The organism is Streptomyces sp. WM6378, assembly GCF_001279695.1.
Lineage (GTDB): Bacteria > Actinomycetota > Actinomycetes > Streptomycetales > Streptomycetaceae > Streptomyces.
This window is the reverse complement of record NZ_LGDD01000036.1, coordinates 43,614-61,100: the sequence shown is the minus strand read 5'-3', so window position 1 is coordinate 61,100 and position 17,487 is coordinate 43,614. Positions and strand designations below refer to the sequence as shown.

The 17,487-nt window shown below is 71.1% G+C and carries 17 protein-coding genes; 8 read left to right on the top strand and 9 right to left on the bottom strand.

Features of this window, described 5'->3' with window-relative positions; all coding sequences use genetic code 11:
- Window position 1 precedes the first annotated feature (1 nt).
- The 3 genes from ADK54_RS05990 to ADK54_RS05980 all read right to left on the bottom strand — a co-directional run bounded on the left by ADK54_RS05990 (window position 2) and on the right by ADK54_RS05980 (window position 2,642).
- Window positions 2-880, bottom strand: coding sequence for a hypothetical protein (locus ADK54_RS05990; protein ID WP_053724465.1), 879 nt, complete (start codon window positions 878-880; stop codon window positions 2-4).
- Window positions 877-1,794, bottom strand: a complete 918-nt coding sequence (locus ADK54_RS05985) for a DUF6114 domain-containing protein (RefSeq protein ID WP_234391940.1) — start codon at window positions 1,792-1,794, stop codon at window positions 877-879. The genes ADK54_RS05990 and ADK54_RS05985 overlap by 4 nt, the downstream gene beginning before the upstream one ends.
- 233 nt (window positions 1,795-2,027) lie before the next feature.
- Window positions 2,028-2,642 (bottom strand): DUF6230 family protein, encoded by a 615-nt coding sequence (locus tag ADK54_RS05980; protein WP_053724464.1) that lies wholly within the window; start codon window positions 2,640-2,642, stop codon window positions 2,028-2,030.
- A gap of 103 nt (window positions 2,643-2,745) precedes the next feature.
- Here ADK54_RS05980 and ADK54_RS05975 point away from each other — a divergent pair, with 103 nt between their 5' ends.
- Window positions 2,746-3,372, top strand: coding sequence for a TetR/AcrR family transcriptional regulator (locus tag ADK54_RS05975; protein ID WP_053724463.1), 627 nt, complete (start codon window positions 2,746-2,748; stop codon window positions 3,370-3,372).
- A 50-nt stretch (window positions 3,373-3,422) separates the two neighbouring features.
- Here ADK54_RS05975 and ADK54_RS05970 read toward each other — a convergent pair whose 3' ends face one another.
- Window positions 3,423-4,673: a glycoside hydrolase family 18 protein gene (locus ADK54_RS05970; RefSeq protein WP_053724462.1), complete on the bottom strand. Its 1,251-nt coding sequence runs from the start codon at window positions 4,671-4,673 to the stop codon at window positions 3,423-3,425.
- A 379-nt stretch (window positions 4,674-5,052) separates the two neighbouring features.
- On the opposite strand from ADK54_RS05970, the gene ADK54_RS05965 reads away from it, so the two are divergent.
- The 3 genes from ADK54_RS05965 (at window position 5,053) to ADK54_RS05955 (ending at window position 8,926) form a co-directional block, all read left to right on the top strand.
- Complete coding sequence (locus ADK54_RS05965; protein ID WP_053724461.1) at window positions 5,053-6,225, top strand: acyl-CoA dehydrogenase family protein; 1,173 nt, start codon at window positions 5,053-5,055, stop codon at window positions 6,223-6,225.
- Window positions 6,226-6,677: 452 nt separating this feature from the next.
- A complete protein-coding gene (locus tag ADK54_RS05960) occupies window positions 6,678-7,799 on the top strand; it encodes a hypothetical protein (RefSeq protein WP_053724460.1) in 1,122 nt (373 codons plus the stop codon).
- A 26-nt stretch (window positions 7,800-7,825) separates the two neighbouring features.
- On the top strand, window positions 7,826-8,926 hold the full coding sequence (locus ADK54_RS05955) for a phosphotransferase family protein (RefSeq protein WP_053724459.1): 1,101 nt from the start codon (window positions 7,826-7,828) through the stop codon (window positions 8,924-8,926).
- 63 nt (window positions 8,927-8,989) lie between these two features.
- On the opposite strand, the gene ADK54_RS05950 is transcribed toward ADK54_RS05955, so the two are convergent.
- Complete coding sequence (locus ADK54_RS05950; RefSeq protein ID WP_053724458.1) at window positions 8,990-9,412, bottom strand: hypothetical protein; 423 nt, start codon at window positions 9,410-9,412, stop codon at window positions 8,990-8,992.
- Window positions 9,413-9,615: 203 nt separating this feature from the next.
- On the opposite strand from ADK54_RS05950, the gene ADK54_RS05945 reads away from it, so the two are divergent.
- The 4 genes from ADK54_RS05945 to fxsA all read left to right on the top strand — a co-directional run bounded on the left by ADK54_RS05945 (window position 9,616) and on the right by fxsA (window position 13,786).
- Window positions 9,616-10,056 (top strand): Lrp/AsnC family transcriptional regulator, encoded by a 441-nt coding sequence (locus ADK54_RS05945; protein ID WP_053724457.1) that lies wholly within the window; start codon window positions 9,616-9,618, stop codon window positions 10,054-10,056.
- Window positions 10,057-10,066: 10 nt separating this feature from the next.
- Window positions 10,067-11,713 carry an amidohydrolase gene (locus ADK54_RS05940; RefSeq protein ID WP_053724456.1) on the top strand — a complete coding sequence of 549 codons (1,647 nt, stop codon included), beginning with the start codon at window positions 10,067-10,069 and terminating at the stop codon, window positions 11,711-11,713.
- A 638-nt stretch (window positions 11,714-12,351) separates the two neighbouring features.
- On the top strand, window positions 12,352-13,119 hold the full coding sequence (locus ADK54_RS05935) for a polyprenol monophosphomannose synthase (RefSeq protein ID WP_053724455.1): 768 nt from the start codon (window positions 12,352-12,354) through the stop codon (window positions 13,117-13,119).
- A gap of 82 nt (window positions 13,120-13,201) precedes the next feature.
- Window positions 13,202-13,786: an FxsA family membrane protein gene (gene fxsA, locus ADK54_RS05930; protein ID WP_053724454.1), complete on the top strand. Its 585-nt coding sequence runs from the start codon at window positions 13,202-13,204 to the stop codon at window positions 13,784-13,786.
- A gap of 93 nt (window positions 13,787-13,879) precedes the next feature.
- Here the strand turns inward: fxsA and ADK54_RS05925 are convergent, their stop codons facing one another.
- The 4 genes from ADK54_RS05925 to ADK54_RS05910 form a co-directional block, all read right to left on the bottom strand.
- The gene (locus tag ADK54_RS05925; RefSeq protein WP_053724453.1) at window positions 13,880-14,254 is read right to left on the bottom strand and encodes an RNA polymerase-binding protein RbpA; all 375 of its coding nucleotides are present in this window, start codon (window positions 14,252-14,254) and stop codon (window positions 13,880-13,882) included.
- A 254-nt stretch (window positions 14,255-14,508) separates the two neighbouring features.
- On the bottom strand, window positions 14,509-15,879 hold the full coding sequence (locus ADK54_RS05920) for an MFS transporter (protein ID WP_053724452.1): 1,371 nt from the start codon (window positions 15,877-15,879) through the stop codon (window positions 14,509-14,511).
- 49 nt (window positions 15,880-15,928) lie between these two features.
- A complete protein-coding gene (locus tag ADK54_RS05915) occupies window positions 15,929-16,693 on the bottom strand; it encodes a glycerophosphodiester phosphodiesterase (RefSeq protein ID WP_053724451.1) in 765 nt (254 codons plus the stop codon).
- Window positions 16,690-17,469, bottom strand: coding sequence for a YczE/YyaS/YitT family protein (locus ADK54_RS05910; RefSeq protein ID WP_420717264.1), 780 nt, complete (start codon window positions 17,467-17,469; stop codon window positions 16,690-16,692). Before ADK54_RS05910 ends, ADK54_RS05915 begins: the two co-directional genes overlap by 4 nt.
- Window positions 17,470-17,487 lie beyond the last annotated feature (18 nt).

Below are 17,487 nucleotides of genomic sequence, written 5' to 3'. Positions count from 1 at the left end.
CTCACTCATACGTGAGCTCCAGGTCGGCCTTCCAGTGCCGCTTCGGAACGCCGACCAGCCCGTAAAGCAGCCGCACCGGCGACCTCCGGGCCAGCAGCACCACCCCTGCCAGCACGGCAAACACCGGGAGCCCAACCGCCCACCCCACCAGGTGCACCAGCACGCTCGCACCGACCGCGCCCACGAACGGCAGCCCGTAGACCCCCGCCGCCGCAATCGCCACCGCCACCACACGCGGCACCCTGCGGTCGTCGTCCGCCCCCGGCAGCTCCCAGCCCTCCATCAGCCAGCCGATCTCCGTGATCAGCATCGTGCCGATGACGGCGGCCCCGAGGACGAGCAGCGCGAGGAACGTCCCCGACGTCAGGAAGTGCAGCAGATCGTTGATCACGCTATCCTTCGGCCAGTCCCGCAGCGCGCCCCGGCTCGTGGTGAGCAGCCGCCGGTAGCCGGTCCCGTCCCAGCCGTGGACCAGCACCGCGAACAGCAGGAAATGCGCGCCCACGCTCTGCAGATACGCCCAGTAGCCCGCCCCCACCAGCACGAGCGACTGCGCCACGAGGAAGCCGAGCAGCGCCGCGACGACGGTGCCGCCCGCGTAGAACAGCACGAGTCCGGCCCAGATCCCGTGGTGGTCGCCGGCCACCTGCATGGTCGCCCACGACGGGTTCTGCCACATCATGAACAGCCCCGTGGGCACCAGGAGCACGGCCGCGAACAGCACGGTCAGCATCAGGTACGGGTTGGCGGCGCGGCTGCGGGTGCGTACCCCTTCCTCGTGCACCGAGCGCTGCCACCACTGGAGCTGGCGGGCCGCAGAGACCGCGAAGGTCGCCCCGGTTCCGTAGGCCCAGAAGAGCGCGGCCTGGATCTGGATCACGATGCCCCCAGCGTCAGTCCGTTCGCGACGATGGAATCCGAGGTGACGAGGGCCTGTTCGGCCGTCACGTCGGTCATGAAGACGAACGGCGGGACGATCGGCGGCACCGGCAGGGTGTCGGGGTCGAAGGTGATGCAGAGCAGCCCTTCGAGGCAGCCGCTGAACTTGGTGAGGTAGAGCGTCACATGACCGCTGAGGTCCAACGAGCTTGCTCCCAGGGCGAGTTCGTCGTGGCCGTCGTGGCCGTCGCGGGTGGCAAGGCGGTAGTCGGTGAGCGAGGCCGAGTCCATCTTCAGGACCATCACCTTGAGGGGGCCGTGCGCGGTGGGCACGGTCGTCACCCCGGCGAGCAGGAAGCCGTTGGGTGCGAAGCGCGTCGTGGTGACGGTCGGCGGCACGGCGGGGGCGGTGACCGAGCCGGGCTGCGGCACCTGCTCGACGCGCTGCCCGCCGAGCGTGGCGAGGAGGGCGAGCGGCAGGGCCGCGGCGAGCGTGCGCTGGGTGCGGACGTTCGGCACCGGCCCCGTCGCCTCCTCCTTCGGCGTCCAGCCGAACCCCATCGCGCTGCCCGCGATGCCGAGCGCCATCCCGACCAGGAACCCGCCGAGGTTGGTGGCCGCGAAGGAGAGCACCGACAGGATCAGGGCGTTGATCGACACGTAGTGCCGGGTGTGCGGCAGGAACCAGAGGAAGAGCCCGGCCGCGACGAGGGCGAGTCCGATGCCGATCGCGGCGATCCCGCCGAGCCCGAGGCTGACCAGGATCGTCAGCGGCGACAGCGGCACCACGAGCAGTTCGAGACCGCCGAGGACGAGGAGGAGCCCCGCCCAGAACGGCCGCGTCCGCCGCCAGCCCCGTAAGGCCCGCCGGGCCTCGGGCAGCGGCAGCCGCTCGTCGGGGGCCGGGATCCGCACCCGGCTCTCCTCCGGCTCGCCCCAGGAGGCACGCCGCGGTTCGCCGGTACGGGGCCCCGTCCCCTCGCTGGTGCGGGGCCCCGCACCCTGGCCGGTCCGCGCGCCGGGACCGGACCCGGTGTGCGGACCGACGTCGTCGCCCGGCCGAGGAGCTCGCGGATCACCTTGCACCCGGACCGGCGGCCCGAGCGCCGCGGCGCCGTCGCGGGGGAGCCTGAGCAGCCCCAGGCGTCTCAGAAGCACTTCTTGCCGCCGATGCTCACATCGACCTTCATCCCCTTCAGCCGGAAGTTGCCGCCGGTCGCCGACCAGGCATGCGACTTCACGCCGTTGACCTCGATGTTCCCGGCCTGCAGCCCGAACTTGCCCGGCTCGCCCTGAACTCCCTTGACGGCGTCCAGAGTCGATGCGTCCCGGCCGATCTGGGCCGTGCCGAACTGGGCGTCGCCGACCAGGTCCTCGCCGTCGATGACCAGATTGCTTGCCGTGACCTCGCCCGCGTCGCCGCCCGCCGTCAGCTTGAACACGACGGTGCCGACGGGGGTGCTGACCTCGGCCGACTGGCAGATGTCGCTGAGCTTCGCGTCGCCGATGCCGAGCAGCGCCACCGGGTGGCCCTTGCCGTCGACGGACCTGTCGGTCTGCACGTAGGAGGAGAGCCCCGAACTGGTCAGCTTCCCCGACGACACCTGGAAGCTGGTCCCGGAGACCGCGAACGACGCGGCCAGCGCGCCCTCGGCCATCACATTGGCCATGACCCCGACGGCGACGACCGCCGGCAGGGCGACGACCGCGGTCTTCTTCCAGGCGGTTCTGCCTTCGGCCAACGGCCGCTTGGCTGCGCTCACTTGATCCTCCCGTACGACACGTCGTCCAGTGGTGCAGGGGGAGTGCGAATGCAGGTCTGCCATACTGCGGGCATCCTGTGGCAGTTGGAGACTAGGGCCGAATTTGAATAATAGTCAACAGGGCGGTGCGACCGAGAGATCCCAGGTCCGCCGCTCCGAACTCATCGCAACGGGCCGGAAGTTGTTCGCCGACACCTCGTACGACGCGCTGTCGATGGACGACATCGCCAAACACGCAGGGGTCGCCAAGGGCCTGATCTACTACTACTTCAAGTCCAAACGGGGCTACTACCTGGCCATCGTCGAGGACTCCGTCGCGGATCTGGTGTCCCGCGCCGGGAGCGACACCGAGCTGCCCCGCGCCGAACGCGTCCACCGCACCATCGACGGCTACCTCCTGTACGCCCAGCACCACCAGGCCGCGTACCGCACGATCGTCACCGGCGGCGTCGGCTTCGACACCCAGGTGCAGGCCATCCGGGACGCGGTGCGGGAGGAGCTGATCGCCACCATCGCCGAGGGTGCCTACGGCACCCGGGGCATACCGGTGCTCGCCCGGCTCGCGCTGCTCGGCTGGCTGGGCAGCGTGGAGAGCGTCACGCTGGACTGGCTGGCCACCATGGAGCCGCCGCGCGACACCGTGCGCGAACTCCTGGTGCGGATGCTGCGGCGCACCCTGGACACCATCGAGGAGTTCGAGCCGTCCTGCCCCTCCCCGGAGCCGGCCTAGACATGCCGAAGGGGCGGGCGGCCTCGCCACCCGCCCCTCCAACTCCCTTGCTAACGGATCGACTTGATGAGCTCCCCATTGCTCGTGTCGCCGCTCAGCTCCCAGAAGAAGGTGCCGCCGAGACCCTGGTTGTTCTTGTAGGCCATCTTCCCGGCGATGGTGGCCGGGGTGTCGTAGCTCCACCAGTTGTTGCCGCAGTACGCGTACGCCGTCCCCGCGACCGTCCCGTTGGCGGGGCAGGTGTTCTTGAGCACCTTGTAGTCCTCGATGCCCTGCTCGTACGTTCCGGCCGCGGGCCCGGTCGCGGTGCCGCCGGGCGCCTTCTGCGTCACACCCGTCCAGCCGCGCCCGTAGAACCCGATGCCGAGCAGGAGCTTGCCGGCGGGGATGCCGAGGCCCTTCAGCTTCTGGATGGCCGCATCCGTGTTGAAGCCCTGCGTGGGGATCCCGCTGTAGGAGGTCAGCGGGGAGTGCGGGGCGGTCGGGCCCTGAGCTGCCCAGGCGCCGAAGAAGTCGTACGTCATCGGGTTGTACCAGTCGACGTACTGGGCCGCGCCCGCGTAGTCGGTGGCGTCCGTCTTGCCGCCCGCCGAGGCGTCGGCGGTGATCGCGGCGGTCACCAGACTGGAGCCGCCGAACTTCGAACGCAGCGCCGCCAGCACGTTCTTGAAGGCCTCGCGCCCGCTGGTGTCGCAGGACAGGCCGCAGGCGTTGGGGTACTCCCAGTCGATGTCGATGCCGTCGAAGAGGCCCGCCCAGCGCGGGTCCTTGACCAGGCTGTAGCAGGAGTCGGCGAACGCGGCGGGGTTCTTCGCGGCCTCGCCGAACCCGCCCGACCAGGTCCAACCGCCGAACGACCAGAGGACCTTGAGCCCGGGGTGCTTCTTCTTGAGCTCGCGCAGCTGATTGAAGCTGCCGGCGACCGGCTGGTCCCAGGTGTCGGCGGTGCCGTCCACACTGGAGGCGGCGTCGTACGTCTTCTGGTAGTCGGCGTACGCGTCGCCGATGGCGCACTTGCCGCCGGTGACGTTGCCGAACGCGTAGTTGATGTGGGTCAGTTTGGCCGCCGAGCCGGACGTCTCGATGTTCTTCACGTGGTAATTGCGCTGGTAGACGCCCCAGTCGGTGAAGTACCCGACGACCTTGGAACCGGCGGCGGCTGCCTGCGGGGCCGGGGGAACCTTTTCGGGGGAGGCGGTGGCGCTGCCCGCGCCGGCGAGCAGGCTGACGCCGAGCGCGGCGGTACACGCGGCGGCGATCAGCGCCTTGAACTTGAGGAGTGGGGGGCGGGGTCCGAGCATCGTGGTCTCCTCGTGGGGAGGGGAGAGTGGGGGCCGTGCACGACTCCCGTGAGGTGTTCTTTGACATGAACGCACTAAGGCGTTGAAGGGAACGCTAGAAGGACTAGACCAGTGCGGTCAATGGTTCGGACCAATTCCGGAGTGCTCAATTCCAGCGCGCCGCCCGGCGCGAAGCGGGCCTGGAGCGCGGGTAAATCGTGATCTTGGAGCCAGTGACGGGACGCGTCCGATCGGGCATACTCACAGCGCCACGGCCGCCCGCCTGCTACTTCCGTGACCCGGGAGGGAAGGTATCGGCCGTAGAGCAGAGTCACCGGCGGCGCCGCCACACCCTGCGCGTGCGTCCGCCGAAGCGCCCGACAGGGAGGAGAGCGCCGCCATGCCCGACCGTGCCCCACAGCCGGTGGAACGACAGCTGCCCACCGAGGAGGCCCGGGACCTTGTCGCGCTGGTGCGCGACATCGTCCAGCGGGAGATCGCGCCTCGCGCCGCCGAGCAGGAGGACGCCGGGCACTTCCCGCGCGAGATCTTCACCCTGCTCTCCGAATCCGGCCTCCTCGGCCTCCCGTACGACTCCGAGTTCGGCGGCGGCGACCAGCCCTACGAGGTCTACCTCCAGGTGCTCGAAGAGCTCGCCTCGGCCCGCCTCACGGTCGGCCTCGGCGTGAGCGTCCACTCGCTCGCCTGCCACGCGCTCGCGGGCTACGGCACCAAGGAGCAGCAGGCCGAGCACCTGCCCGCCATGCTCGGCGGCGGACTGCTCGGCGCGTACTGCCTCTCGGAGCCCTCGTCGGGATCGGACGCGGCCTCGCTGCGCACCAAGGCCGTACGGGACGGCGCCGACTGGGTCATCACCGGCACCAAGGCCTGGATCACCCACGGCGGCATCGCCGACTTCTACACCGTCCTCGCCCGCACCGGCGGCGAAGGAGCCCGTGGCATCACGGCCTTCCTCGTCCCGGGCGATGCCGAAGGGCTCAGCGCGGCCGCCCCCGAGAAGAAGATGGGCATGAAGGGCTCGCCCACCGCCCAGCTCCACTTCGACGGCGTACGCGTCCCCGACGCGCGCCGCATCGGTGAGGAGGGCCAGGGCTTCGCGATCGCGCTGTCCGCGCTCGACTCGGGGCGGCTCGGCATCGCGGCCTGCGCCATCGGCGTCGCCCAGGCCGCCCTCGACGAGGCCCTCGCGTACGCCACCGGGCGCGAGCAGTTCGGCCGGCCCATCGCCGACTTCCAGGGCCTGCGCTTCATGCTGGCCGACATGGCGACCCAGATCGAGGCGGGCCGCGCGCTGTACCTGGCCGCCGCCCGGCTCCGCGACGCGGGGCGCCCCTTCTCCCGCCAGGCCGCGATGGCCAAGCTGTTCTGCACGGACGCGGCGATGAAGGTGACCACGGACGCGGTCCAGGTCCTGGGCGGCTACGGCTACACGGCCGACTTCCCGGTCGAGCGCTTCATGCGCGAGGCGAAGGTCCTCCAGATCGTCGAGGGCACCAACCAGATCCAGCGCATGGTCATCGCCCGCCACCTAGCGGGCCCGGAGACCCGCTGACCCCAGGGGGCGCGGGTGCCGGTGCGGGCCCCGGGTGGTCGGCTCCGCGGTTCCCTGCGCCCCTGGCGGGGTGCGGTGCGGGCATTCCGGGCTGCGCCCCGAGCCTGCGACGCCCTTCGACCGCGGACCGTGCGTGGCTGATCGCGCCCACGCGGCGGAGCCGCACGATGTCACGCCCCGCGCTTCGCACGCCGCTCAGCAGGCATTCCCAGCCCGTCCGGCGTTTGAGGACGAGCGCCATTAAGCCGCGAACGGGGGTTCGGGGGCGGAGCCCCCGCCGGGGGTCCGGGGCGCAGCCCCGGGGCTCGACCTTCTCAACTCCCTGCACGGGCGGGGGGCAACTCCCCGGGGTCTGGGGCGGAGCCCCAGGGGCCCCCACCCCCGCCCGGGGTATGGCGAGGCAAGCCGAGCTGACGTACCGTCAACTTCCGCTGCTCATACGGAGGTTGCCGATGCCGCAGGACCGCCCCATCCCCCTCGACGAGTACCCCATCCACCAGACCCCGCTCTCGATGAAGCACGTCGCGACGGGCGACCGCAACGCCTACGACCGCTGCATCTTCCACGTCTTCGACCACCAGGGCCGCGCCCTGCTCATCGCGGGCCTCGGCGTCTATCCCAACACCGGGGTGATCGACGCCTACGCCACCCTGCGCGTAGGCGACCGGCTGCACGCCGTCCGGGCCTCCGACGCGCTCACGGACGACCGTATGAACCTCGGCGTCGGTCCGCTGCGGATCACCGTCGACACCCCGTTGCGCCGCCTCACACTGCACTGCGCTCCCGATCCGGACGACCCGAATTCACTCTCGTACGACATTGTCTGGAACGCGGACTTCCCCGCACTGTGGGAACCCCATCATGTGCAGCGCAGGGGCGACCGGCTCACGCTGGAGGGGCGCCGGTTCGTGCAGGCGGGCCACTGCACCGGGCTCATCCGCGTCGGCGGCGAGGAGATACCCGTCACGGCGGGGGAGTGGACCGGGACGCGCGACCGCAGTTGGGGCGTGCGGCCGATCCCCGGCGAGGAGGCGGGGCGCGGCGACGAGTACCGGCCCGAGGGTTTCCACTGGCTCTGGGTGCCGGCCCGGTTCGACGACCGGTTCGTCATGGTCATCGCCCAGGAGGACGCCCACGGCTACCGCACCCTGAACGAGGCCGTGCTCGTGCGCGACGGCCACCCCGACGCCCAACTCGGCTGGCCGCAGGCCGACATCACCTACCGTCCCGGCACCCGCCACCCCGAACGCGCCGTCATCCACCTCACCGACCAGTCCCGCAAACCCCTCGAACTCGGCGTCGAGGTCCTCGCCTCCTCGCCCCTCGCGGTCGGTGCCGGCTACCCGCCCGCCGACGGCTGGCAGCACGGCACCTGGCAGGGTCGCGGCTGGACCGACCGGCAGGTCTACGACCTGTCCGACCCGGCCGCCCACCCCATGGCCGCGTACGGCGTCACCGACCACGCCGCCCGCTTCACGCTCGACGGGCAGACCGGCTACGGGATCTTCGAGCACGGCAGCTTCGGCCGCCACGACCCCAGCGGCTTCGCCGACTACACCTCCGTCGCCCCCTGAGAGCCGCTCGTGAAGGGAGCACCGCCATGGCCACCGCGCCACGCCCCCGCACCTCCACCCGTGACCCCGAGGACGTCGGCCGCCGGCTCACCGCCTGGCTCGCTGCCCGCCTGCCGGGCGTCCGCATCAACGACGTCCGGGTCCCGTCCTCCAACGGCATGTCGAGCGAGACCCTCCTCTTCGACATCGAGCACCCCGAAGCTCCCGTCCGCGCCTGCGCCCTGCGGCTCGCCGCCGACCCGGCCGCCTACACCGTCTTCCCCGTGTACGACATGGGCCGCCAGCACCGCGTCATGCGCCTGGTCGCCGAGCACACCGACATCCCCGTGCCGCGCGTCCGCTGGCTCGAAGAGGACCCGGCCCCGCTCGGCGCCCCGTTCTTCGTGATGGACCGGGCCGAGGGGCGCGTACCGCCGGACGTCATGCCCTATACGTACGAGGGCAATTGGCTGCACTCTGCCACCGACGCCGAACGCGCCCGCCTCCAGGACGCCACCGTCGGCGTCGTCGCCCGGCTGCACGACCAATTCCCGCCCCAGGAAGCCGAGTTCCTGCTGCCGGACCGCTTTCCGAAGGGGTCGGCCCTGAGCCGGCATGTCGCCGCCCAACGGGACTACTACGAATGGGTGGTTGACAAAGTTCCGCGCTCGCCCCTCATAGAGGCGGCCTTCGACTGGCTCGACGCGCACTGGCCCGACGACGAGGGCCCCTCGGTCCTCAACTGGGGCGACGCCCGCATCGGAAACATCATCTACGACGGTTTCGAACCGGCGGCCGTCCTCGACTGGGAGATGGCCGCCTGCGGCCCCCGCGAACTCGACCTCGGCTGGACCGTCTATCTGCACCGCTTCTTCCAGGACCTGACGGTGGGTTTCGGCCAGCCCGGCCTTCCCGGCTTCCTGCGCCGCGACGACATCGAGCGCCGCTACGCCGAACTCACCGGCCACACCCCGCGCGACATGGAATTCCACACCCTGTACGCGGCACTGCGGCACGCGGTGGTCATGCTCCGGATCGCCTACCGCCAGCTGCACTTCGGCGAGGTCGAACCGCCCGCAGACCCGGACGCGCTGATCATGCACCGAGACAGCCTGGAGGCCATGGTGCGCGGCACGTACTGGAGTTGAGCGGTCATCGGCCGGACGCCCCCCTGTGGCGTCCGGCCCGTACGGAGGCTCTGCGCGCTCGGGTCAGGCGGCGCGGCGCATCCCCGGCACGCGCAGCGGGCGCGAGCCCGGGCCGCCGACGTGCGAGAACGGCTGGGTGCGCCAGTCGAGCCCCTGCGGGAGCGTGAGCAGCAGCGCGGTGTCCTGCTCCTGGACGTCGAGCGACTCGTCCGCCGCCTTCGCGTCCGAGGCCGAGCGCCCGGTCCCGGCACACACCGTCAGGACGAACGGGTTCCACTTGCTCGGGCACAGCGCGTGCTCGGGCAGCTCGTCCTCGTCGGCGAGCAGCGCGATCGGCTGGGCACAGTCCGGGCAGATCACCCGGTACATCTCGAACGTGTCGTACGCGTCGAGCGAGTCCTCCGCGTCGATCAGGTCGGTGTTATCGACAGGCTCCGGTTCGTCACGTTCACGTTCCGTACGTCCGGTGCGCTTGGGATTCTGCATTGGGACACTCCCCCTCGGGTGGGCCGGCATTGCGCCGCGGCCGCGACCAAAGCAAGCACTTCCCGCCAAGTCCCGGCGATAACCGCGCGACCCCCACCGAGGCGTCCGCAAACCTGTGGCGTTCGTCACATGCCGCCCGCAACTGCCCATTCCGGTGGCGCCCGACTGTGCCGGAAGCGACCCGGGGCAATAGGTTGATCGCCATGGAGGAGCTGGACCGTCAGATTGTGGATCTGCTCGTCAAGGACGGGCGGATGAGCTACACCGACCTGGGCAAGGCCACCGGCCTGTCCACCTCGGCGGTGCACCAGCGGGTACGCCGTCTCGAACAGCGCGGGGTCATCCGCGGATACGCAGCCGTCGTGGACCCGGAGGCGGTGGGCCTGCCGCTGACCGCGTTCATCTCGGTCAAGCCCTTCGACCCCAGCGCCCCCGACGACATCGCCGAGCGCCTGGCGGGCGTACCCGAGCTGGAGGCCTGCCACAGCGTCGCCGGGGACGAGAACTACATCCTCAAGGTGCGCGTGGCGACCCCGCTGGAGCTGGAGCACCTGCTGACCCGCATCCGCACCCTGGCCGGCGTCTCCACCCGTACGACCGTCGTCCTGTCCACCCCGTACGAGGCACGGCCGCCGCATATCTAGGCTGTCCTCCATGAGTTCCGCGAGTTCCGCACCCCAAGAGACCGCCCACCGCACCGTCCTGCTGCGCGGCGGCGACGTGCACAGCCCCGCCGACCCCTTCGCCACCGCGATGGTCGTCGAACGCGGACACGTCGCCTGGGTCGGCTCGGAGGGCGCCGCGGACGCCTTCGCCAGTGGTGTCGACGAGGTCGTCGACCTCGAAGGCGCCCTGGTCACTCCCGCGTTCACCGACGCACATGTGCACACCACCGCCACCGGCCTCGCCCTGACCGGCCTCGACCTCTCCTCGGCCCGCACGCTCGCCGAGGCCCTCGACGCCGTACGCGCCCACGCCGCCGCCCGCCCCGACGACAAGGTGCTGCTCGGCAACGGCTGGGACGCCGCCCGCTGGCCCGAGCGGCGCCACCCCTCGCGCGCCGAACTCGACGCGGCCACCGGCGGCCGCCCGCTCTACCTGCCCCGCATCGACGTCCACTCGGCCGTAGTCACCACCGCCCTGCTCGACCTGGTCCCCGGCGTGCGCGAGCTGGCCGGATTCCGCGACGGCGAGCCGCTGACCGGCGCCGCGCACCACGCCGTGCGGGCCGCGGCCCACGGCGCGATCACCCCGCGCCAGCGCGCCGAGGCCCAGCGCGCGGCGCTGCGCGAGGCCGCCTCGCTCGGCATCGGCACCGTCCACGAGTGCGGCGGCCCCGACATCTCCGACGAGGACGACTTCACCTCGCTGCTCGCCCTGGCCCGCGACGAAGCCGGCCCACGGGTCTACGGCTACTGGGCCGAGCGCGTCGCCGGCGCCAAGGACGCCGATCGCATCCGCGAACTCGGCGCGGTCGGCGCGGCCGGCGACCTCTTCGTGGACGGCTCGCTCGGCTCCCACACCGCCTGCCTGCACGCCCCCTACGCCGACGCCCCGCACACCGGGACCGGCCACCTCGACGCGGCCGACGTCGCCGACCATGTGGCCGCCTGCACCGAGGCCGGACTCCAGGCCGGCTTCCACGCCATCGGCGACGCCGCCGTCACCGCCGTCGTCGAGGGCGTGCGGGCCGCCGCCGAGCGGGTCGGCCTCGCCCGGATCCGCGCCGCCCGGCACCGCGTCGAGCACGCCGAGATGCTCACCCCGCGCACGATCGCCGCCTTCGCCGAGCTCGGCCTCACCGCTTCCGTGCAGCCCGCGTTCGACGCGCTGTGGGGCGGCGAGGAGGGCATGTACGCCGAGCGGCTCGGCGCCGAGCGGGCCAGCACCCTCAACCCGTACGCCGACCTGCTGAGGGCCGGAGTGCCGCTCGCCTTCGGCTCCGACTCCCCGGTGACCCCGCTGGACCCGTGGGGGACCGTGCGCGCGGCCGCCTTCCACCGCACCCTTGAGCACCGTATTTCCGCCCGAGCCGCCTTCACCGCCCACACCCGGGGCGGCTGGCGCGCCCTCGGCCGGGACGACGCGGGCATCCTGGTGCCCGGCGCTCCGGCCGACTACGCGGTCTGGCGCGCCCAGGACCTCGTGGTCCAGGCCCCGGACGATCGGGTGGCCCGCTGGTCCACCGACCCGCGCTCGGGCACCCCGGGCCTGCCCGACCTCACGCCGGGCACCGCGCTGCCGGTCTGTCTGCGCACCGTGGTGTTCGGACAAACGGTATTCGCGCGCCCGAACGAGTGACATAGGGGCATTTCGCACCATCGGCGGGCAGCCGTCACGGCATCGCCACGACCTGCGGATCTTCGGCGCTGACCTGGCGATTCGTAAAAACGTCGCAGCTCAAACGGCTGTTGACAGAAAGCGTGCGGGGGCCGGTAGGTTCGGCCGAGTCCACCACAGGACGTCCGACCGGTTAAAACCTCCACGCAGTCGTCGAACGCCGCTGGGTCATGGGGCGGTGTGCCGCACCGGCACACCGTCACTGGGAGCCAGGTTCAGCGCCCGCGCCTCGGGGGCGAGGGAAGGTTTCAGCCGCGAGGGTGTCCCCCCTGCCCCGTCGGGCCCGGGGGAAGGTGCGACCCGGGTGGGGCCCGGACGCTCAGTAGACAACGGCTCTCGGTCGACCCGCAGCCAGCGGGTCCCAGGTCGGCCCGAAGGGCGCCGGGCCCCGGTACCGATACGGCTCCCGCGCGACACCGTCCAGAGGTCCCTTCACGAAGCCGACCCGACCTCCCTTTGAGACATCGTCCCGACATCCGGCATTCCGGCCGATCCCCGCCGCCATCCGGGCGCATCCGACACCACACACCCTCGCGGTACGGGCTGATCACGACCGCTCGCTATGGTGGACCCCTGCGTACGGACAATAAGGGGCAGCAGTGAACGACGGCGGTCAGAGGCGGTACGGCCCGCTGGGCAAGGCCTTGGTGATCATTCCGACCTACAACGAGGCGGAGAACATCAAGCCGATCGTCGCCCGCGTCAGAGCGGCGGTCCCCCAGGCCCACGTTCTGGTCGCCGACGACAACAGCCCCGATGGCACGGGCAAGTTCGCGGACGAGATCGCGGCCGAGGACGACCAGGTGCACGTGCTGCACCGCAAGGGCAAGGAAGGCCTCGGCGCCGCCTACCTGGCCGGCTTCCGCTGGGGCATCGAGCACGACTACGGCGTCCTCGTCGAAATGGACGCCGACGGCTCCCACCAGCCCGAGGAGCTGCCCCGGCTGCTCACCGCCCTCAAGGGCGCCGACCTGGTGCTCGGCTCCCGCTGGGTGCCCGGCGGGCGGATCGTGAACTGGCCCAAGTACCGCGAGTTCATCTCGCGCGGCGGCTCCACCTACTCCCGGCTGCTCCTCGGCGTCCCGATCCGCGACGTCACCGGCGGCTACCGGGCCTTCCGTCGCGAGACCCTCGAAGGCCTCGGCCTCGACGAGGTCGCCTCGGCCGGCTACTGCTTCCAGGTCGACCTGGCCCGCCGCGCGGTCGGCGCGGGCTTCCACGTGGTCGAGGTGCCCATCACGTTCGTCGAGCGCGAACGCGGCGACTCCAAGATGAGCAACGACATCCTGGTCGAGGCGCTCTGGCGGGTCACCGCCTGGGGCGTCGGCTCCCGCGCCAACAAGCTCCTGGGCCGCAAGCCCTCCTGAGCGGGAACCCGGGGTGTCATGAGCAGGGCGTACTGATCACCTCCTTACGCCGTCCGGATCGGCTCCCAGGCACACTGGGAGCATGACGACCGGCACTCCGCCTCCGACAGTTCCCAAGCGCTCGCGCGCCCGCACCTTCGTACCCCTGGGGATCGCCGCCTGGCTGGTCCTGGAGATCTGGCTGCTCACCGTGGTGGCCGGCGCCACCAGCGGGCTCACGGTCGTGCTGCTGCTCGTCGGCGGCCTACTGCTCGGCAGTTACGTGATCAAGCGGGCCGGGCGCCGCGCCTTCCGCAATCTCACGGAGACGTTCAAGGAGCAGCAGTCGGGAGCCGCCCCCGCCACCGCCAAGCCCGGTAGCGAGGGCAACGCGCTGACCATGCTGGGCGGGCTGCTGCTGATCGTCCCCGGGTTCCTCTCGGACGCGCTGGGGCTGCTCTGTCTGCTCCCGCCGGTGCGGAAGTCCGCGGCCCGCCTCGCCGAGCGCTCGCTGCAGAGGCGGATGCGGGCGGCCACTCCCGGCAGCTTCGGCGACGCCTTCCAGCAGGCCCGCATCCACTACCCGGACGGGAAGGTCGTGCCGGGCGAGGTCATCCGCGAGGACAGCCCGTCCTCGTACCCGCCGCCACGCGAGGACCGGGGCCCGCGCCCGCCGCTGACTCCCTGAACACAGAGACGGCAGACAACAGCTGAGGGCCGGTCACACCAGGTGGTGTGACCGGCCCTCAGCTGTTGTGCGCTGTATCGCCGAATTGTGCGATCAGGCGGACTTGCGGCTGTCGCGCGGATGCACGGCAATGTTCATGGTGCCGGAACGAAGGACCTCCAGCCTCTCGGCCAGAACCTCCTCCAGCTCCTCGCGGGTGCGCCGCTCCATGAGCATGTCCCAGTGCGTACGCGCGGGCTTGCCCTTCTTCTCTTCAGGACCGTCGCCGTCCACCAGGAGTGCGGGGGCCCCGCAGACCTTGCACTCCCACTCCGGCGGGATCTCCGCCTCCACCGAGAAGGGCATCTCAAAGCGATGTCCCTTCTCGCATGCGTACTCCACGGCCTGGCGCGGGGCCAGATCGATGCCGCGGTCGGTCTCGTAGCTGGTCACCACGAGGCGCGTGCCGCGAAGAGCTCGCTCACTCATGAATCGTGCCTCCCGGGCTTGTCGCCCACAGGACAGGTGTCACTGTCGTCGTCATCCGGTCAACGTCCGGTCGGCGGTAAAGATTCCCGTTCTGGGTCATGCGTCGCCGTCGTGCCGCCCCTTGTTGTACCCACCAGTGACCGGTTTGTCACATCTGACAGCAGATGTCACCCAGCGTCTTCACTACTTGAGCACGCAGTAACGGTCCGCCTGGCAGGCCAAAGGCGTACACTACCGGCCTTTCACTTCAACGTCTAAATCCGCGCCGGAACCGGGTTCCCGGCGGCCGCCACGGCGGCCCGCACCGGGACCCGGGCGAGCAGCACGAACCCGACCGCGAAGAAGACCACCAGCGAGATGATCGCATCCCGGTAGCTGCCGGTCAGCTGATACGCGAGACCGAACACCAATGGCCCCAGCCAGCTCAGGCCCCGGTCGCTCATCTCGTAGGCCGAGAAGTATTCGGCCTCCTTGCCGCTCGGCACCATGTGTGAGAAAAGCGACCGTGAAAGCGCCTGGCTGCCGCCGAGCACCGTCCCGATCGCGCCCGCGAGCACGAAGAAGAGCACCGGCTGGCGGGCCGGCAGGAAGAAGCCGACCCCGAGGATCACCGCCCACACGGCGAGCGAGCCCAGAATCGTCCGCTTCGCGCCGTACGTCTGGGCCAGGCGCCCCATCCCCAGCGCGCCCGCCACCGCCAGGAGCTGCACGAGGAGCACGGCCACGATGAGCGTGTCCTGATTGAGGCCGAGCTCCTCGGACCCGTAGATGGAGGCCTGCGAGATCACCGTCTGCACGCCGTCGTTGTAGATCAGGTACGCCGCCAGGAAGGCGAGGGTCAGCGGGCGGGCCCGCATGTCCCGCAGCGTGGAGATCAGCTGCCGCCAGCCCGCGCCGACCCTCCCCTCGGCCGCCGCCACGGCGGCCGCCTTGCGGTCGCGCAGCCTTCTGAGCGGCACCAGCGTGAACGCGCCCCACCAGATCCCGGCCGAGGCCAGACAGATCCGCACCGCGGTCGACTCCGATACCCCGAAGCTGTCGTGGCCCGAATAGAGGACCAGGTCGAGGACGAGGACGCCCGCGCCCGAGGTGTAGCCGAAGGCCCAGCCCCGCGAAGAGACCCGGTCGCGTTCCTCGGGGCCCGCGATCTGCGGCAGATAGGCGTTGTAGAGGACCATCGACACCGAGAGCGACGCGTTCGCGACGATCAGCAGCACCGCGCCCAGCAGATAGCGGTGCCCGTCCAGGAAGAACATCCCGGCCGTCGCGGCCGCGCCCGTGTACGCGGCGGCCGCCAGGAGCGGCTTCTTGCGGCCGCTGCGGTCGGCCGCGGCGCCCACGATCGGCATCAGGACCACCGCGAGGATCACCGAGGCGGAGACCGCGTAGGCGAAGAGCGAGCCCGCGCGCACCGGGATGCCCAGCGGATGCACGAACCCGTCGGGGTCCGCCGCCGACTTGGCTATCGACGTCAGATACGGGCCCAGGAACACCGTGAGCACGCTCGTCGAATACACCGAGCACGCGAAGTCGTAGAAGTACCAGCCGCGTTGCTCCCGCTTGCGGTCGGCCGTGTTCACCGGCTGTTCCGCCCGGTCCGTGATGTCAGCGATCTCAGTGCTCAACCCGCGCCCCCTTGCTCGTCCCCGTACGCGAGCGGTGGCTGCCGGGTGGTCAGTGCCAGACTCCCCGGTCGGTCAGTACCGTGCGCAGCGTCTCCAGATGATCGGTCATGATGCCATCCACTCCCAGGTCCAGGAGAGCCCTCATCCGAGCGGGATCGTTGATGGTCCACACGTGGACCTGCAGGCCAAGGGCGTGCGCGGTCCGGACGAAGCGCCGGTCCACAACCGGGATGCCGCTCTGGCTCTCGGGAACCTGGGCGCTGACGGCGCCCGCGCGCAGCGGCACGGGGATCCCGTACGAGCGAAGCCGCAGCGCGGCGACTCCCCGCACGCCGTACGAGGTGGCCAGGCGCGGGCCCGCGAGCCGGTGCGCCCTCGCCACCCGGGCCTCCGAGAACGAGCCGACGCAGACCCGGTCCCAGGCGTCGGTGCGGCGGATCAGGTCGATCAGCGGGAGGAGTGCGGACTCGGCCTTGAGGTCGACGTTCCAGCGGACCTCGGGGAAGGCTTCGAGGAGCTCCTCGAACAGCGGCAGCGGCTCGCGCCCGGCCACCCGGGCCTGACTGACCTCGGCCCAGGGCAGCTCGGCGATCCTTCCCCGGGCGTCGGTGACGCGGTCCAGCGTCGCGTCGTGGAAGGCGACCACGCGCCCGTCGGCCGTGGTGTGCACATCGGTCTCGAAGTAGCGGTACCCGGCCTCGGCGGCCCGCGCGAAGGCGGCCGCGGTGTTCTCGATGCCGTCCGCCGCCCCGCCGCGGTGGGCGAACGGGATCGGCGACGGATGGTCCAGATAGGGGTGGCGTACGCGAGTCACCGGGGAAGTATCGCGCGCCGGGGCGTCGGCTCCGCGACGGCCGTGCCGCGCGCGAGTGCCGGGGACGTGACGTCCAGGGCCTGCTCCGCCTTCTCCCGCGGCGCCGCTTCGGGGATCGCGAAGATGCGCAGGAAGAATTGGGCGAGCGGTCCGATCGCCAGCGCGTAGAGGACCGTGCCGATGCCGAGCGAGCCGCCGAGCAGGAACCCGGTCGCGACCACGATCACCTCAAGTGACGTGCGGACAAGGCGAATTGAGCGGCCCGTCACCTTGTGCAGGCCCGTCATCAGGCCGTCGCGCGGGCCCGGCCCGAAGCGGGCCGAGATGTAGAGGCCCGTCGCGGCCCCGTTGCAGACGATCGCGGCGGCCGTCAGCGGAACCTGTGCCAGCAGACCGTGTACATCGGGGACGACGGCGAGCGTGGCGTCCATGAAGATGCCGATCGCGAAGACGTTGGACACGGTGCCGAGCCCCGGACGCTGCCGGATCGGTATCCAAAGGAGCAGCACCGCGGCCCCGACGATGATCGACACCACGCCGATGGAGAGACCCGTGTGCTCGGCGAGACCCTGGTGCAGCACCCCCCACGGTTCGAGACCGAGCCCGGCGCGGACGAGCAGCCCCGAGCTGACGCCGTACAGCGCGAGGCCGACGTAGAGCTGCAGCAGCCTCCGCGTGAGGTGCGTGGACAAGGTGATTCCCCCTTGGGTGGATCCGGTGTGGTGATGGTGGACTGACTCATGACACTCTGTGGCGGGGAAATGGACTCCAACCATGGCCAATTCGAGGAAGGT